The 16,063-nt window shown below is 50.2% G+C and carries 16 protein-coding genes, 3 tRNA genes and 1 pseudogene; 2 read left to right on the top strand and 18 right to left on the bottom strand.

The features are described 5' to 3' along the window. Window positions 1–173: 173 nt before the first annotated feature. The 9 genes and pseudogenes from NA389_RS02410 to uvrY all read right to left on the bottom strand — a co-directional run bounded on the left by NA389_RS02410 (window position 174) and on the right by uvrY (window position 6,490). Window positions 174–500, bottom strand: coding sequence for a glucose-6-phosphate dehydrogenase (locus NA389_RS02410; RefSeq protein ID WP_000240837.1), 327 nt, complete (start codon window positions 498–500; stop codon window positions 174–176). Window positions 501–712: 212 nt separating this feature from the next. After that, window positions 713–2,152 (bottom strand): SH3 domain-containing C40 family peptidase, encoded by a 1,440-nt coding sequence (locus NA389_RS02415; RefSeq protein WP_077905972.1) that lies wholly within the window; start codon window positions 2,150–2,152, stop codon window positions 713–715. A gap of 214 nt (window positions 2,153–2,366) precedes the next feature. Beyond that, window positions 2,367–2,698 (bottom strand): annotated as a pseudogene (locus NA389_RS02420) (hypothetical protein). A 251-nt stretch (window positions 2,699–2,949) separates the two neighbouring features. After that, a tRNA-Leu gene (locus NA389_RS02425) sits at window positions 2,950–3,036 on the bottom strand. 11 nt (window positions 3,037–3,047) lie between these two features. Further along, window positions 3,048–3,121: transfer RNA gene (locus tag NA389_RS02430), tRNA-Cys, on the bottom strand. 51 nt (window positions 3,122–3,172) lie between these two features. Further along, a tRNA-Gly gene (locus NA389_RS02435) sits at window positions 3,173–3,248 on the bottom strand. Window positions 3,249–3,399: 151 nt separating this feature from the next. Then, window positions 3,400–3,948, bottom strand: a complete 549-nt coding sequence (gene pgsA / locus NA389_RS02440; protein WP_001160192.1) for a CDP-diacylglycerol--glycerol-3-phosphate 3-phosphatidyltransferase — start codon at window positions 3,946–3,948, stop codon at window positions 3,400–3,402. Between the two features lie 56 nt (window positions 3,949–4,004). Next, window positions 4,005–5,837, bottom strand: a complete 1,833-nt coding sequence (gene uvrC, locus NA389_RS02445) for an excinuclease ABC subunit UvrC (RefSeq protein WP_001289475.1) — start codon at window positions 5,835–5,837, stop codon at window positions 4,005–4,007. Beyond that, window positions 5,834–6,490, bottom strand: a complete 657-nt coding sequence (gene uvrY, locus NA389_RS02450) for a UvrY/SirA/GacA family response regulator transcription factor (RefSeq protein WP_000611323.1) — start codon at window positions 6,488–6,490, stop codon at window positions 5,834–5,836. The genes uvrC and uvrY overlap by 4 nt, the downstream gene beginning before the upstream one ends. A 311-nt stretch (window positions 6,491–6,801) precedes the next feature. Here uvrY and NA389_RS02455 point away from each other — a divergent pair, with 311 nt between their 5' ends. Both NA389_RS02455 and NA389_RS02460 read left to right on the top strand, forming a co-directional pair. Continuing rightward, window positions 6,802–6,957: a hypothetical protein gene (locus tag NA389_RS02455; protein WP_000546183.1), complete on the top strand. Its 156-nt coding sequence runs from the start codon at window positions 6,802–6,804 to the stop codon at window positions 6,955–6,957. After that, window positions 6,954–7,178 carry a DUF2594 family protein gene (locus tag NA389_RS02460; RefSeq protein WP_000106483.1) on the top strand — a complete coding sequence of 75 codons (225 nt, stop codon included), beginning with the start codon at window positions 6,954–6,956 and terminating at the stop codon, window positions 7,176–7,178. The genes NA389_RS02455 and NA389_RS02460 overlap by 4 nt, the downstream gene beginning before the upstream one ends. A 66-nt stretch (window positions 7,179–7,244) precedes the next feature. On the opposite strand, the gene sdiA is transcribed toward NA389_RS02460, so the two are convergent. From sdiA to NA389_RS02505, 9 genes are all read right to left on the bottom strand, one after another. Further along, window positions 7,245–7,967 carry a transcriptional regulator SdiA gene (sdiA, locus tag NA389_RS02465; protein WP_001157169.1) on the bottom strand — a complete coding sequence of 241 codons (723 nt, stop codon included), beginning with the start codon at window positions 7,965–7,967 and terminating at the stop codon, window positions 7,245–7,247. A 232-nt stretch (window positions 7,968–8,199) separates the two neighbouring features. Next, window positions 8,200–8,952 carry an L-cystine ABC transporter ATP-binding protein TcyN gene (gene tcyN / locus NA389_RS02470; RefSeq protein WP_001273039.1) on the bottom strand — a complete coding sequence of 251 codons (753 nt, stop codon included), beginning with the start codon at window positions 8,950–8,952 and terminating at the stop codon, window positions 8,200–8,202. After that, window positions 8,949–9,617 (bottom strand): cystine ABC transporter permease, encoded by a 669-nt coding sequence (gene tcyL, locus NA389_RS02475; protein ID WP_001158238.1) that lies wholly within the window; start codon window positions 9,615–9,617, stop codon window positions 8,949–8,951. Before tcyL ends, tcyN begins: the two co-directional genes overlap by 4 nt. Window positions 9,618–9,637: 20 nt before the next feature. Beyond that, a complete protein-coding gene (dcyD, locus tag NA389_RS02480; RefSeq protein WP_001128188.1) occupies window positions 9,638–10,624 on the bottom strand; it encodes a D-cysteine desulfhydrase in 987 nt (328 codons plus the stop codon). Window positions 10,625–10,777: 153 nt separating this feature from the next. After that, window positions 10,778–11,578 carry a cystine ABC transporter substrate-binding protein gene (tcyJ, locus tag NA389_RS02485; RefSeq protein ID WP_000761634.1) on the bottom strand — a complete coding sequence of 267 codons (801 nt, stop codon included), beginning with the start codon at window positions 11,576–11,578 and terminating at the stop codon, window positions 10,778–10,780. Between the two features lie 146 nt (window positions 11,579–11,724). Further along, a complete protein-coding gene (gene fliZ / locus NA389_RS02490) occupies window positions 11,725–12,276 on the bottom strand; it encodes a flagella biosynthesis regulatory protein FliZ (protein WP_000218080.1) in 552 nt (183 codons plus the stop codon). A 58-nt stretch (window positions 12,277–12,334) separates the two neighbouring features. Further along, window positions 12,335–13,054 carry an RNA polymerase sigma factor FliA gene (locus tag NA389_RS02495; RefSeq protein ID WP_001087453.1) on the bottom strand — a complete coding sequence of 240 codons (720 nt, stop codon included), beginning with the start codon at window positions 13,052–13,054 and terminating at the stop codon, window positions 12,335–12,337. A 196-nt stretch (window positions 13,055–13,250) separates the two neighbouring features. After that, window positions 13,251–14,456: a flagellin lysine-N-methylase gene (gene fliB, locus NA389_RS02500; protein WP_000659235.1), complete on the bottom strand. Its 1,206-nt coding sequence runs from the start codon at window positions 14,454–14,456 to the stop codon at window positions 13,251–13,253. A 78-nt stretch (window positions 14,457–14,534) separates the two neighbouring features. Then, the gene (locus tag NA389_RS02505) at window positions 14,535–16,055 is read right to left on the bottom strand and encodes a FliC/FljB family flagellin (RefSeq protein WP_000079800.1); all 1,521 of its coding nucleotides are present in this window, start codon (window positions 16,053–16,055) and stop codon (window positions 14,535–14,537) included. Window positions 16,056–16,063: the final 8 nt, after the last annotated feature.

The following is a 16,063-nucleotide window of genomic DNA, read 5'->3' on the forward strand; positions in this document are numbered from 1 at the left end:
TTTTTGCAGGCAGTTTGGATGGCAACCATCAGGGGCCAGATTAACACGAAATGAGGAGGATTCCGGAAGTTAACGCACAAAAGGAGGATCAGGGCGCAGATTTTCTGCCAGGAAACGCTCGCCCCACACAAAAGCGAGAGATGGGTTTCTCGCTATATTATACTCATGCTAACTTATACCACCGCCGCGGACAGATAAAACCGCCCTCTCAAATAGAGCTTATTTTCAGTAAAAAAGTGTTTAATGAGTTCGTCTACCGCTTCTCTGTCAGCAGAAAAGGTTATTTCCATAAACAGCGTATCGTACCCTATTTTGATATTTTTTTTCTTACAGTAAACACGGATCTCATCCTGCACACTCAGCAACGGCAGGCTAAATGTGTATAGCGGTTGCGGTTCTTTTTTCGCCGCTTTCTCAAAAACTTTAGTGACCAGATCCCCAAGATCGCGCTCTGACCGGGCACCGTTATTAAAATGCAATAAATTACGTCTTTTTACCACCCAGCCTCCAGCCAGATACCGCCAACAATAACTCTCACTTCAATGTGTGAGGCACATAATCACATCCAGAATCAGCTCCAGATAGTATTTCAAATAAACAGCCCGCACTATAGCGCATACTTTTTTCAGACACAGTTTACAGGGATACTCTCTTTATATCCACGCGCACGGTTGCCTTAATCATGTCTTCCGCGATAACACAGTTTGTCAACCTATTCTATATAACCAAGCTTAAACAGAACCTTACCAGCCAGCGATATCAGCTCAGGATTTTCAGGATAAAAACGCAGTAACGGCAAAAATACCGCCTCACCGATAATGCTCCGGCTATTAGCATGGTTTGGGCGCAATCCCCAGATATTCTGATAAGTCATCGGCACGACCTGCCCATTCATGGTTGTGTTACCGATATACAGCATAATATGCCCTGGAATATAGACCAACGTAGTAAACGGTTTTCCGTATCTGGTGAGATAATCGATCCGCATTTGGGGATTTTTATGACTAAGATCGACCACCCGTCCAGCAGACTCTACCTGCGCGGATGAATGTCTGGGCAGGAATATGCCAAACGGCATTAACAGGCTGCGGACTTCGGCTGAACAATCATTATAAAAGTTAAAATTTCCCCAACCGTAGGGGGCGCCGTGCATTGCTTTCATTAGCACGGCGATATTTTCCGGCGTCATTTTCCACGGCATTGCCGTAAACTCGTTACCGCTTAGCCAGACCCAATGGATAAACGCACGACCATTGCTATCGCGAACTGGCGCCGCAATCAGGAACTGGCCCGCCCGTTGATGTCGGAACGGTAAAATAGTGCCCGGTCGCCCGGTGAAATAATAGACGCCTGCGGCATGGACAGAAACCGGCGCGTTGATAAATGCCCCCAGTTGCTTATGAGCAAGCAAAACCCACTGTGTTATAAATTTCTGATCCGCACTGGCAATATCTTCACTATGAACCCAGCCAGTTACCGCTGGTGAAACGACATATTGCCAGCGTTGGTCTTTGCTCTTCGTCAGCGTATAGACCGGCGTACCGGGACGCAGCGAAGACATTTGTAAATTATCAAACGGGTACCCCTCGCCCGCCTGACGGGGATCGTTAAAGAGCGGGTCGTCCGTTGGCAGCGCTCTGACTAAACTTTCCCTGACCATAATGCCTCGCCGGGAGGCATGATAGATATTGTCAATCTGCGTATCCGTATTCCCTCTAACCCCCTCTTTCCAGCGAGAGGTATAAAGTCTGAAGTTTTCCCCCCAATAAGCACTGCCGTCGCTAAGAAACTGCTTAATACTGGCATCCCGCGCCTGTGCTGCGTTTTTTTTCAGCAATGCGGTAATATAAAAACCATTCCACGGCGAGTGCGCTTCACTGTCCATTCCGAAATAATGAGATTTTAGTGCGTTAAAGTAGCGTTGTTGGGTAGCACTATCAATAACCGGAATAGTGTAATCAGCCGAGTCCGGAGGTATCCATTTATCAACCGACTGTGAATAATCCGCTAACGGAAAGCGTGTTTTTGTCGGGTCAATATAGCTCCCTGTGAGAATTTCATCTTTGGCTGTTGATCGGTAGGTCGTCTGGTGGCAAGCGGTGAGGCACAATGGTATCAATAAAACGGCCCAGGTTTTCTTTTGCATCATCATCTCCGTAAAGCGGGGAAAGCATAATATAGAGACTGACCAAAACCGCCATTCACGAAAACCCGAAATTATCTGTAGTTGACCTGTTATTAAGACAATATTGCAAAACGTGATTAAAGCATGAAGCGGATCACATTACCTTATGATGAATATTAGTTCGCTATCTACCTTTAATTAAATTGTGCAGACCCCCCCCCCTGAACAGTTATATACTCGTTTAATTTGCATAAATACTCCACTGACCCGCCCCTGTTTTTTTCAGACAATACATACTGTAGCGCGTCAGTTCTACTTTTTTTATATACTCTGCAAAGTCGTTTTCATCGACGTAGCCAATAAAATTACGCGCATCACATGTCGAAGAGGAAAACTCGCCTGGAAGAGAGTAGGTTGCGATTGCACTCTCAGGCTCATACAAAATAAAAAAAAGTAAAAAAGCGCAACCTACAATCCCAATATTAATGAAGCTAATAAATAATTTTGCATTATCGGTATATTTCACTGGCAGACCCACTCACTTTATAAAGCAGGCATAAAACATATCAGCAATTTTTATAGAGATTAATGGATTTTATCGGCTGATTTACCCGACGTTTAGTATTTACCAGGCATAAGTTCTTGCGGGTCGGTAGCACATAACTGTTGTACTGGCAGAAATGCCGCTACCGGTGTTTTTTTTACCGTGTATCGCGCTGGAAAGTTCACGCTCGCGGTCGGCATACAAATTGAAGACACAAAAAAACCACCCGTAGGTGGTTTCACGACACTGCTTATTGCTTTGATTATTCTTGTCTTTCCCATGGTACCCGGAGCGGGACTTGAACCCGCACAGCGCGAACGCCGAGGGATTTTAAATCCCTTGTGTCTACCGATTCCACCATCCGGGCTCGGGAAAAATTGGAGGCGCGTTCCGGAGTCGAACCGGACTAGACGGATTTGCAATCCGCTACATAACCGCTTTGTTAACGCGCCAAATTTTTTTGCTTTTCAGCCAGCATCCGCTTTACGCCAATGCTTTTAAACTGGAGCGGGAAACGAGACTCGAACTCGCGACCCCGACCTTGGCAAGGTCGTGCTCTACCAACTGAGCTATTCCCGCAGTATCAAGCAACTTTGTTAATCACTTGATTTTGTTATCGTCTGGCAATCAGTGCTGCCGTTCGATGCGTTGCATTCTACTTACCTGACGCACTGAGTCAACGATATTTTTCGTCACTCACGATCGTTTGCTGAAATTTGCGGCGAAACGATCACTGATCAAGCAAATCTCCGCGTGCAGCGCTCAAATATTGCAACATGGACCACAACGTTAGCACCGCTGCAACAAAGAAAAGCGCGATCCCGGCATACTCTACCCAGATATTCGGACGCCACAAGAGCCACGCCAGCGCCACCATCTGCGCGGTAGTTTTGACTTTACCGATCCAAGAGACCGCTACACTACTGCGTTTGCCCAGCTCCGCCATCCATTCACGCAGAGCAGAGATAATAATTTCGCGGGCTATCATCGTCGCCGCAGGTAACGTCACCCACCAGCTATGATAATGCTCAGTGACCAACACCATGGCGATCGCCACCAGCACCTTGTCGGCGACGGGGTCGAGGAAAGCGCCGAAACGCGTACTCTGGTTCCAGCGTCGCGCCAGAAAGCCGTCAAACCAGTCGGTAATAGCGGCAATACAGAAAATCAGCGCGCTGACCATCGGCGCCCAGGCGAACGGCAAATAAAACACCACGACAAAGAATGGAATCAGGATGACGCGAAACAGCGTGAGCAACGTAGGGATATTAAATTGCATAGTGACGGGTAACTATCTGTTGTCAGTGAAATTACCCCTATGTTGCTACAGTGGCCTCAATGTTTCAACGACCAGAAGATCTTTTCTGCCAGACCTTGCGAAATACCCGGCACTTTTGCAATTTCTTCTACGCTGGCGTTACGTAGTCCTTGCAAACCGCCCATATATTTCAGCAGCATCTGGCGACGTTTAGGCCCAACGCCTTCAATAGTTTCCAGCGTACTGGTATTTTTAACCTTTGCGCGTTTTTTACGGTGTCCGCCGATCGCGTGATCGTGCGACTCATCGCGAATATGCTGAATAACATGCAGCGCCGGCGAGTCCGGCGGCAGGCTAAACCCCTCTCCTTCCGGTTCAAAAAAGAGTGTTTCCAGACCGGCCTTTCTGTCTGCGCCTTTGGCGACGCCGAGCAACAAAGGGCGATGCTTATCCCAGGGGACATCCAGCTCAGCGAAAACGGCTTTCGCCTGGGCGAGCTGCCCTTTTCCGCCGTCGATCAGAATAACGTCCGGAATCTTACTTTCTTCTATGGCCTTGCCATAACGCCGACGTAGCACCTGATTCATCGCCGCGTAGTCATCACCCGGCGTGATGCCCGCGATATTATAACGACGATACTCGGCGCGTAACGGCCCGTTAGCGTCAAATACCACACAGGATGCGACCGTTTGCTCCCCCATGGTATGGCTGATGTCAAAACACTCCATCCGCTTGATAGCAGGAAGTTTTAATACCGCCGCCAGCGCAGTCAAACGCTGCGTGATGGTGGACTGCTGCGAAAGTTTTGTAATTAAGGCCGTTGCCGCGTTGGTCCGCGCCAGCTTGAGATAACGGGCGCGATCGCCGCGCGGTTTTGTCTGGACATGAATACGCCGTCCGGCAAGCTCCGACAACGAGTCGGCGAGCAGCGTTTTATCGCTAAGATTAAAATCGAGCAGTATCTCGCCCGGTAGCGTGCGCATCTGGCTACCCTGCAGGTAAAACTGCCCGACAAAGGTTTCCACCACTTCGCCCAGTTCCGTACCGCCAGGCACTTTTGGAAAATAGCTGCGGCTGCCCAGCACCTTACCCTGGCGAATAAACAGCACATGCACACAGGCCATACCCGCATCGAAAGCCACGCCGATAACGTCGAGATCGTCGCCCGCATTGGAGACAAACTGTCTCTCCGTGACCCGGCGTACCGCCTGGATCTGATCGCGAATACGCGCCGCCTCTTCAAATGCCAAATCCTGGCTGGCCTTTTCCATCCGGGCAATCAGCTGTGTTAAGACCTGGTCGTCCTTGCCGGACAAAAACAACCGGACATACTCCACCTGTTGCGTGTACTCCTCCTCGCTGACCAGTCCTGCAACGCAGGGGCCTAAGCAGCGGCCAATCTGGTATTGCAGGCAAGGACGCGAGCGGTTGCGATACACGCTGTTTTCGCACTGGCGGATAGGGAAAATTTTCTGTAACAGCGCCAGCGTTTCCCGCACGGCATAGCCGTTAGGAAATGGGCCGAAGTACTCGCCTTTCGCATGTTTAGCGCCACGGTGCATCGCCAGACGCGGATGGGTATCGCCGCTCAGAAAAATAAAAGGATAGGATTTATCATCACGCAACAACACGTTGTAACGCGGTTGATACAACTTGATGTAATTATGCTCAAGCAGCAGCGCTTCCGTTTCGGTATGCGTTACCGTGACATCAATGTGTTGAATTTGCGCAACTAGCGCTTCGGTTTTACGCGAAGCCAGGTTGCTGCGAAAGTAGCTGGAAAGACGCTTTTTCAGGTCTTTTGCTTTACCAACATAGATAACCGTACCGCCGGCGTCATACATACGATAGACACCGGGTTGGCTGGTAACGGTTTTCAAAAACGCCTTTGCGTCAAATATTTCACTCACTGGCTTGTTAACGTCTCCGCATTACACAGGCCATGGCGGATTGCCAGGTGAGTCAGCTCAACATCACCATGAATGTTTAATTTACTGAACATACGATAGCGATAGCTGTTCACCGTTTTAGGACTGAGATTCAGCTGTTCTGAAATCTCATTGACCTTCTGACCCTTGGTGATCATCAGCATAATCTGCAACTCGCGTTCAGACAAACTGGCGAACGGCGTTTCCGTTTTTGCAGGCTCGATCTGACTGAGCGCCATCTGCTGAGCGATATCGGAGGCGATATAACGTTGTCCGGAATACACCGAACGAATAGCGCTCACCACCTCCTGAGGCGCAGCGCCTTTGCTGAGATAGCCAGCTGCGCCAGCCTGCATCACTTTGGCGGGCAACGGGTTCTCCGTATGGACGGTCAGCATGATCACTTTGATATCCGCTGTCGATCGGGCAATTTTACGCGTTGCCTCAAGGCCGCCAATACCGGGCATGTTCATATCCATCAGCACGACGTCAACGGCGTTAGTACGGCACCATTTTACCGCATCCTCTCCGCAGCACGCTTCACCGACAACTTTAATGCCCTTTATATCTTCAAGAATGCGTCGTATCCCTGCGCGCACCAGTTCGTGGTCATCAACAAGAAGAACGTTGATCAAAGGAATATCTCCAGAATAGGGATAACGCTACTGATAGTTAATCGTCCTTATATTAGCTGGTTTTATCTCAACTTTGAAACGTAAAAAAACACCGGGTATTCGATTTTGCTCTCGTTTTTGGAAATTATGTTGTACGTCATGTGGCAACTGCCAACGTTGTAGCCCCTTCTGGCGGCGCTGTCCCGCGCTGCTATTTCATAATGGTGACAAAAATTTCACGTTCCGCTGTCTAAACACTAATTAGAGAATCAACTTTGTAACAATAATTAACGAGTGAAATACGCGTAATAAACAAAGAATGAAGAAAATATATGCATCACGCGGCAACGTTTATTTTGTGGGTAAACCTTCCTCTTTTTGATCAAAAAACAACCACTGCTATTTTTAGCGTAGCTTATGGTATACTCCGCCGCCTTAACATCTGCTATCGCACATTTTCACTGAAACATAACGAGGAAAATAAATGAGTACGCCTGATTTTTCCACCGCTGAGAATAATCAAGAACTGGCTACTGAAGTCAACTGCCTGAAAGCCATGTTAACGCTGATGCTGCAGGCGATGGGCCAGGCCGATGCAGGGCGCGTGATTCTTAAAATGGAAAAACAAATCGCGCAGATGGATGATGAAGCACAAGCGGCGGTATTTTCCAGTACGGTTAAGCAAATTAAACAAGCTTACCGCCAGTAGTAAAAAACCGGCTGTTAGCATCGCTTTCAGCCGGTTTCGCGTCTGGCGCGAAGCATCGTCAGCACGTCATATCAGACCTGTCGCCGCAGCGTAGCAGGCAATCTGTGTTTTATTTGGCGCATTGAATTTCTTCTGCATGTTTTTCTGATGGAAGTTAACGGTATTTTCAGAAATCGACAGAATAATGGCGATCTCTGATGAGGTCTTCCCTTCCGCCGTCCACTTCAGAATCTCTTTCTCACGTTTACTGAAACGCATCTCAGGCGCCATCACCATGTCGTCTTCAAATCTTGTCAGCGCCGAAAGACTCTCCCGCGCCAGCAGTTGCAACCTCAGCTCCACTTCATCGTAGGTAAACGAGGAGCAGCGTAAACTGCTACGGGAGACAGATAAAAAGCCCAGCGCCCGGTTCGGCAACATCACACACTGGGTTACGCCTCTGCGTAATCCGAAACGCTGGGCGGCATCCCACATCGCCTGCGCTTCATGAAATAGCACGTCATCCCAATGTAAATGACCCTGCCTGAAATTTTCCGGCTTTAATACCGGATCGATCGCAAAATAGTTTTCGGACTGATAATGCGTTACCCACGCCGGAGGATAAGTGGTACGAAGAGATATTTTAGGCCGGGTAAAGGGAACGGGATGACGAACACACAGGGCATAATAATCAAATTCCAGCCGCTGTGTCTGATATTGCAATTCAGTATAAACATCCTCTGCTGCCGCCATCTCCTGAAAGCGTAACAACATTGCGCGTCGCCAGGTGAAGAAATCATTTTCCTGCATATTTTATGGTCACGCCTTTGATATTGATAATCATTATTATGAATGACTTAAATTAACACATAAATAGTGTTTATATATAAGAAATATCGGACGAATCGTAGAATACTTGAGCGGCATTACAGTTTTTTGGCTTCCGCCTGAGAGCGAGGTTAATAATCTGGCAGAATGACTTCATAATTATTCATTGCGCTCGCCCGAGGCGCGGCTAATTCGGGCGAGCGTTGAAAAGGTATTATTTCACTAAAAATTTCTCAAGGAACTGGCGGGTACGCGGATGCTGAGGATCGGCGAACAAGGTTTTCGCCGGCCCCTGCTCGACGATTTGCCCCTGATCCATAAATATTGCCCGGTCAGCCACGTCACGCGCAAAGCCCATTTCGTGAGTGACGATCACCATCGTGCTCTTTTCCTGCGCCAGCTGGCGAATCGTATTAAGCACCTCGCCAACTAATTCAGGATCAAGCGCCGACGTCGGCTCATCAAACAGAATCACTTCCGGGCGCATCGCCAGCGCACGCGCAATCGCCACGCGCTGCTGTTGCCCGCCCGACAGGCGGCGCGGATAACGGGTCTCTTTACCAGCCAACCCGACTTTGGCTAACAGTTCCCGCGCCAGCGCCGTCGCCTCGGCTTTCGGCTCTCCCTTTACAATCACCGGACCTTCAATGATATTTTCCAGCACGGTACGATGCGGGAACAGGTTAAAACTCTGAAAGACAAAGCCGACATGCTGACGTAGCTGGCGAATCAACCCTTTTTGCTGGCTGAATGGGCGGGCGGTATCGATGATAATATCGCCTACTTTAATGGTGCCCGCTTCCGGTTGCTCCAGCAGGTTAATGCAGCGTAATAACGTTGTCTTCCCTGAGCCGCTCGGGCCGATAATGGCGACGACTTCTCCGGGCTTCACCTCAAGGTCGATACCGTGCAGCACCGTTTGACCATGAAATTTTTTGACCAGGTTAGTGACTTCGATCGCACTCATTTTGGCTCTCTCTCCTGGCGGTTAAGCTGGTTTTCAAAATAGTTTTGCAGTGCCGATAAGACGGTCGCCATTACCCAGTAGATTAACGACGCGGCCAGATACATGGTAAACACCTCCAGCGTTCGCGAGGTAATTAACTGCGCCTGGCGGAACAACTCCGGCACCTGAATCGTCGCGGCGAGCGACGTATCTTTCACCAGGCTGATAAAGCTGTTGCTCAACGGCGGAAGCGCGACACGAGCCGCCTGCGGCAAAATAGCGCGACGTAGCGTTTGCCACGGCGTCATGCCAATGCTCGCCGCCGCTTCCCATTGTCCCTTGTCGATAGCCGAGATCGCCGCGCGCAGCGTCTCGGACGTGTAAGCCGCGGTATTGAGCGATAAACCAATCATCGCCGCCGGGATAGGGTCCAGCTCAATCCCAAATTGCGGCAGGCCGTAATAGATCATAAATAACTGGGCGATAAGCGGCGTACCGCGAAAAATCGAGATATAAAAGCGCGCCAGCCAGCGAACCGGCCATAGCGGAGACATCCGCATCAGCGCCAGCACAAATCCCAGCAGCAGACCAAAAAACATACCGCCAATACTCAGTTGCAGGGTAAAGACGGCGCCTTTAAGCAAATACGGCAGCGATTCAATAACCAGTTGGATACTTTCTTGCATTCGCGTTGATTACCTGGAGGTTATACATGAGGATGGTAGGCAAACAGCGCAGGCGCCCCACCGGTGTGAATAAAGAGAATCGGCCCGTCATCGTTAAAGCGTTTCTGGCTGATGCCGTCTATCAGACCCGCCATCGCTTTGCCGGTATATACCGGATCCAGCAGCACCCCCTCCAGGCTCGCCAGCAGTTTCACCGCCTCCATCCCCGCGTCATTTGGCACGCCGTACCCCGGGGCAAAATAGTCATCCCATAAATGAATATCCGCCGTCGCCGTCAGCGCCAGCTGACCGGCAATAGCCTGCTGCAAGGCAATTACTTTGGGTTTCTGCTCGGCGACAGAACGTGAAACGGTCACGCCAATTAGTTCGACATCCGGCATCAGATGTTCCAGCCCGACAGCTAACCCGGCGTGCGTTCCGGCGCTGCCGGAGGCCACCACTACCGAAGAGAGCCCGACGACCTCTTCACACTGCTGGGCGATTTCCAGGGCGCTCTCTACGTATCCCATTGCGCCCAGCGCGCTGGAGCCGCCGACCGGAATCACATAGGGCCTGAACCCTTGCGCTTCAATGCGCGTCGCCAGCGTTTGCAGCTGCGCATCCGGATCGGTTAGCGCATCGCACATCTCAATTTGTGTATTAAATAAATCCAGTAACAGGCGATTACCATTCGTCAGGTAATTTTCCGCGGTGGTACCGATTGGATTTTCCAGCAAAGCGACGCAATGCAGCCCCAATTTGGCCGCGACCGCCGCCGTCTGACGGACATGGTTTGACTGAATCGCCCCTGCGGTTATCAGCGTATCCGCCCCTTCTCGCAGCGCGTCGGCCACCAGAAACTCCAGCTTGCGCAGTTTATTGCCGCCCATTGCAATGGGCGTAACGTCATCGCGCTTAATGTAAATCTCACGGCCAAGATAATCAGACAATCGCGGCAGGTATTCGAGCGGGGTCGGCGCGCCGATAAGCTCCAGGCGAGGGAAGCGCGTTAAGTGATGTAGTGGCATTGAGCCTCCGGTAACGTTGTGGTGTGTTCTTTTTATTATGCACGTTGATCCAACGGAAATAAAAAAGGCGCCGATTCACGCGCCTCCGTCTGCTGACATAGTATGAGGTTGATATTGCCCGGCGGCGCTCTGCCTGCCGGGCAACGTAGAGCATTATTGGGTCACGTCAGCGCCAAACCATTTTTCAGAGAGCGCTTTTAAGGTGCCATCTTTTTGCATTTCCGCAATGGCGTTATCTACCGCCTTCAGCAAGTCTTCGTTGCCTTTACGTAACGCAACGCCGGACTCCTGACGCGAAAACGCATCACCGGTGACGGCCAGCGTACCTTTGGTTTTTTTCACCAGATCCAGCGCCGCCAGACGATCGACTAAAATCGCGTCAATACGGCCTACGCGCAGATCCTGGTATTTTGTAGGATCATCGTCATAAGTACGGATATCCACACCCTGAACATGTTGACGTAGCCACTCTTCATAGTTAGTCCCCAGCCCAACGCCGACTTTTTTGCCCTGCAGATCGGCCGCCGTTTTGATCGTGCCTTCATTGCCTTTTTTCACCAGCGCTTGAACGCCGGAGACAGTGTAAGGCGTAGAGAAATCATATTTTTTCTTGCGGACGTCTGAAATCGTGACCTGGTTTATCACCACATCAATGCGTTTAGCGTCCAGCGACGCCAGTATTCCGTCCCATTTGGTCGGCTTCAGCGACGCTTTAACGCCCAGATGTTTTGCCAACGCCTCGGCGAAATCGACTTCAAAACCGGTTAATTTGCCGTCTTCGCCCTGAAAGCTAAACGGCGGATAGGTACCTTCCAGCCCTACCAGCAGCGTGCCGCGTTCTTTAACTTTGTTCAGCAAACCCTCATCGGCAAAGCTCTTCGCGCTCATTCCCGCCACCAGCGCTACAGCCATTACTCCCATCAGTGCCTGACGTCCCAGCAGTGCTAATTTCATAGTAACCCCGAATATTGCCGTTAATGACCATAGACTGTGTCCCGCCATGGCGCATCGTCACGTCTCGCGAACCTTTGGGGGACTCAGCCTAATGTAGAAGGTTTGCCACGTTTCACCAACACGACTCTGCTACATCTTATGCTTTTTTAATATATATCAGAACTGGCGGTAAAGGGGGATTTCTGTCTGGGCGCAATCTGCTGATGTGCTTTATATTGCTGGTATTTACGTAGTGCGATACGGTAATTATTGGTGCTGGTTTCCGGCAACCATGGCGCCAGGCTTTCATCGAGAAAACCGTCCTGCAGCAGATCGTGGGAAATGTTTTGCTCGCTGAGGTAGTTGCCAAGACGTCGTAAACGCACGACATATTCCCGCACCGTGCCATGGCTCATCTCTGTTTGTTCAAACAAATACTGTTTGAAACCGATAATATCGAAAAAATCACTCTGCTTTTTGCAGTGCAAATCGCCGCAAAAGCGACACAGCGCCACCCACTCCTTCTGCTCCCGCTGCCAGGCAGCGTCGTCAAGTAGCATATCCAGCTGTGAAATAGCGATTTTATTAACGATCTTGCCACGGCGAACCAGCGTAATGCGGTCGAGCAATTTGTGACAATGCGCGCAATGCGTCTGGCTGTGTTTAAAGTCTTTAAGATAGCGGCTCAAGGGCCGCCTTTTAGGTTGCTGCACCGTCATGAGAACTCCTGGTAGTCTATACGTTGTGCGGCACTTTTCGGGTGCGACCATGCGCGACCTATAACTTACCCAGTTTGGTGCGTAATCGTTTGATGGCCTGACTATGCAACTGGCTGACCCGCGATTCGCCGACTTCCAGTACCGCGCCAATCTCTTTGAGATTGAGCTCTTCCTGGTAATACAGCGTTAACACCAGTTGCTCGCGTTCCGGCAGCGATTCAATCGCATCCATTACCCGCTGTCGCAGGTCGCCCTCCAGCAGTTGATGTAACGGGTTTTCCTGTTGATGTTCTTCAGTCACCAGTTCGATGCTATCGCCATGCTCTTCCCGCCACTCATCGTAAGAGAAAAGTTGGCTGTTGTTGGTATCGAGCAACATCTGACGATACTCCGCAACAGGAATGCCAAGACGTTCCGCCACTTCGGTTTCCGTCGCATTACGCCCCAGTTCCTGCTCCAGTTGTCCCATCGCCTGCGCCACTTCGCGGGCATTACGCCGGACGCTACGCGGCACCCAATCGCGGCTGCGTAATTCATCCAGCATCGCCCCACGAATACGCTGCACTGCGTAAGTGGTAAATGCCGTTCCTTGCAAAGCGTCATATCGGTCGACCGCATTTAATAACCCGATGCCGCCCGCTTGTAGCAGATCGTCCAGTTCCACGCTCGCCGGCAATCGCACCTGCAGGCGCAATGCTTCGTGACGCACCAGCGGTACATAACGCTGCCACAGCGAGTGTTTATCCATTACACCTTCAGCGGTATACAGTGAATTCACGATAAACAGCCCTGCGTTAAATGAGTTATCGGCATGATTATCCGTTTCTACAGAGGGTTCTATCGAAGGAATAAGGCTATAAAAGAAGGGTTATTTCACTTATGTAACCTGTAGCGCCTTTTTAGCGGCTCAAAGAGCAGAATAAAATCAGCCAGATAGGATAAACGGGATGCGCAAAAGCCCACCCCGAACAAAACTATGTCAGAAGATGAATCATCGACAGATCGTCGCCAGTACGCACCGTTTCTATATGGCGATGAAAATTCGCCGCCACCTCGCTGTTATGCTGGCTGCGGGAGTGAAAACTATACACAATATTAGTAACGTCATCCCACTCAAGACGCCCGCGCTCATACACGCTGGCTGCCGTTAATAGCTTAATAAAGGCATATTCCGCCACGATAATATACAGCGCGCGTAACGGGTCGACATTCGGCTGGTTGGGGAAATTATTTTCCCAAATTTTATAGAGAATTAAATTTCTGAAGGCCCAGTTCTTCTGCTGCTCATCCGCCTGTAAACAGCGCGCTAATGAGGACTCAATATCGCTAACCTTCTGCTCCATTGAGACGCCCTCTTCCGCCGTCAGCACCCGCAGAAGGCACTGGATATAGTGATCGAGGATAACACTGCCACGACTAAGCGGGAGCGAGCGGAAATAGTCCTGCATCTGCAATACCAGCGAGGTTTTTACCTTGCTGTCCGGCGCGATATTCATTAACTCCTGCGCCAGCACGCCGGTCTGCAACTGTTCAAGTAACGCGGCATACACCTGTTCCAGTTCGCCCAGCGCGGCATCATCTATTTTGGCAAATTTCTGCGTATACATGACAAATTTAATCAACGCATAGAGCGCGGCTTCCGTACTGCTGTTGGCATGGTTGATCAGACTCAGGCAAAACAGATTGAGTAACTTTTGCTGCGCTGGGAATAACGGCGCAGTATTGAATGTCTGCTGAATGATTGTTTTTTCGCCGAGCGCCATCGCGTCAGGATCGTTTAAAATGCGGGACGTCACCTCCGGGCAGGCAAGACTCAGGGAGTTACGTACCTCATTTTTGTAGGTATGGTGCGCCCGTGGGAAAGAGGAACAGGTATGACTTAATGCCTTTGCGCCTAACGTTTTTTGTACCCGGCACAGACGGTCCTCATCCAGATAAGGGCAATTCCCCAGCGCGGAAGGCAGCTTAATTTCCCCCCAGTGGCTGTTGTTCTTTTTCAGCAGGATAATATGGTCTTGCGCGATGGTACGAATCGTCGTGTCTTTACTGGCGAGATACTTTTTGACCGTCGTCTTATCCAGCGTGATTTTCCAGCCCTTACAACAGTGGTCGCGGCAGGCCGAGCCAGAACAGGAAAAGCGGGTGACAAAGGCAGGTTCAGTGACGGTGATTTCTTTCATTACACAGGCTCCGGAATTAAAAAAGGCAGCTTTCGCTGCCTTGATTGTGTACCACGTGTCGGTGAATCAATCGCCGGATTAACGCAGTAAAGAGAGGACGTTTTGCGGAACCTGGTTAGCCTGCGCCAGAACGGAAGTACCGGCCTGCTGCAGAATCTGCGCGCGAGACATGTTGGAGACTTCGGTCGCGTAGTCGGAATCTTCGATACGGCTACGGGCAGAAGACAGGTTATTTACGGTATTGCCCAGGTTGGTGATAGCGGAGTTGAAACGGTTCTGTACCGCACCCAGGTCAGAACGCAGCGCATCAACCTGCGCCAGCGCGGCATCAATTTTAGCCAGCGGGTTTTCGGTGGTTTTAGCGGCTGCTTCCGCCAGTTCAGGCTGTGCTTTAAAGTTGTGACCTTCAGCTTTGCTGGCATTATAGGTTTTACCATCGATAGTAACAACTTCGGTTTTGCCGTCTACGCCACCCAGTTGGTTAGCCGCTGTTTTGGTAGTGCCGTCAGCAGCAGTATAACTTGTGGTTTTAGCTTTAATTGCTCCTGTCGCTTCATCGTAATCTGCGGCGTAATACTTATCGCCAGCTTTAAGCGCATAACCGCCTTCAATTGTTTTACCATTCTTATCAGTGTAAGACATTTTGACTAATTGCGCGGTATCTGCAACTGCATCATCTACCCCACCAGCTTTTAGAGCATCTTTAACGCTGGCATCAACAACAACTGGTTGATCTTTTTTCTGCACGTGAGTAATAACTTCAGCACCAGCAGGCATTGCGGTGCCAATTTTTTTGGTCCCAGTCTCCAAAGATATTGTGCCATCATCAGCAACTTTGGCTTCATAAATGCCGTTTTTAGCTGCATCAGGAGCTGAATATCCTTCAATTTCAACGTAATACTTCCCAGTGCTCTTATCAAATTGAACTTCATTACCTTTAACTGCCGGAGTTCCCGCACCAGTGCCAATAGCCGTTTTAATCTCAGCCGCAGTAGGCATCGTAGTGCTTAACGCTGCACCATCAACATAATTAGGGTTCGTGACAGCCGTGTTATCAACATCATATTTTTTCTGCACATTCAGCGTATCCAGACCCAGGGTCTGAGAGTTGATCTGCTTCAGATCGATATCGATAGTTTCACCGTCGTTGGCACCAACCTGGATGGTCAGGGTGTTGTCCTGCGCCAGGACTTTCACGCCGTTGAACTGAGTCTGGCCGGATACACGGTCGATTTCGTTCAGGCGCTGGGTGATTTCAGCCTGGATGGAGTCGAGGTCAGACTGGGAGTTGGTGCTGTTAGCAGACTGAACCGCCAGTTCACGCACACGCTGCAGGTTGTTGTTGATTTCGTTCAGCGCGCCTTCAGTGGTCTGCGCAATGGAGATACCGTCGTTAGCGTTACGGGAAGCCTGAGTCAGACCTTTAATGTTCGCGGTAAAACGGTTAGCAATTGCCTGTCCTGCCGCATCGTCTTTCGCGCTGTTGATACGCAGACCGGAAGACAGACGCTCGATAGCGGTGCCCAGAGCGGACTGGGATTTGTTCAGGTTATTCTGGGTCAACAGCGACAGGCTGTTTGTATTAATGACTTGTGCCATGATCTTTT

The sequence above is a fragment of the Salmonella sp. NW645 genome (assembly GCF_051703725.1).
Lineage (GTDB): Bacteria > Pseudomonadota > Gammaproteobacteria > Enterobacterales > Enterobacteriaceae > Salmonella > Salmonella enterica.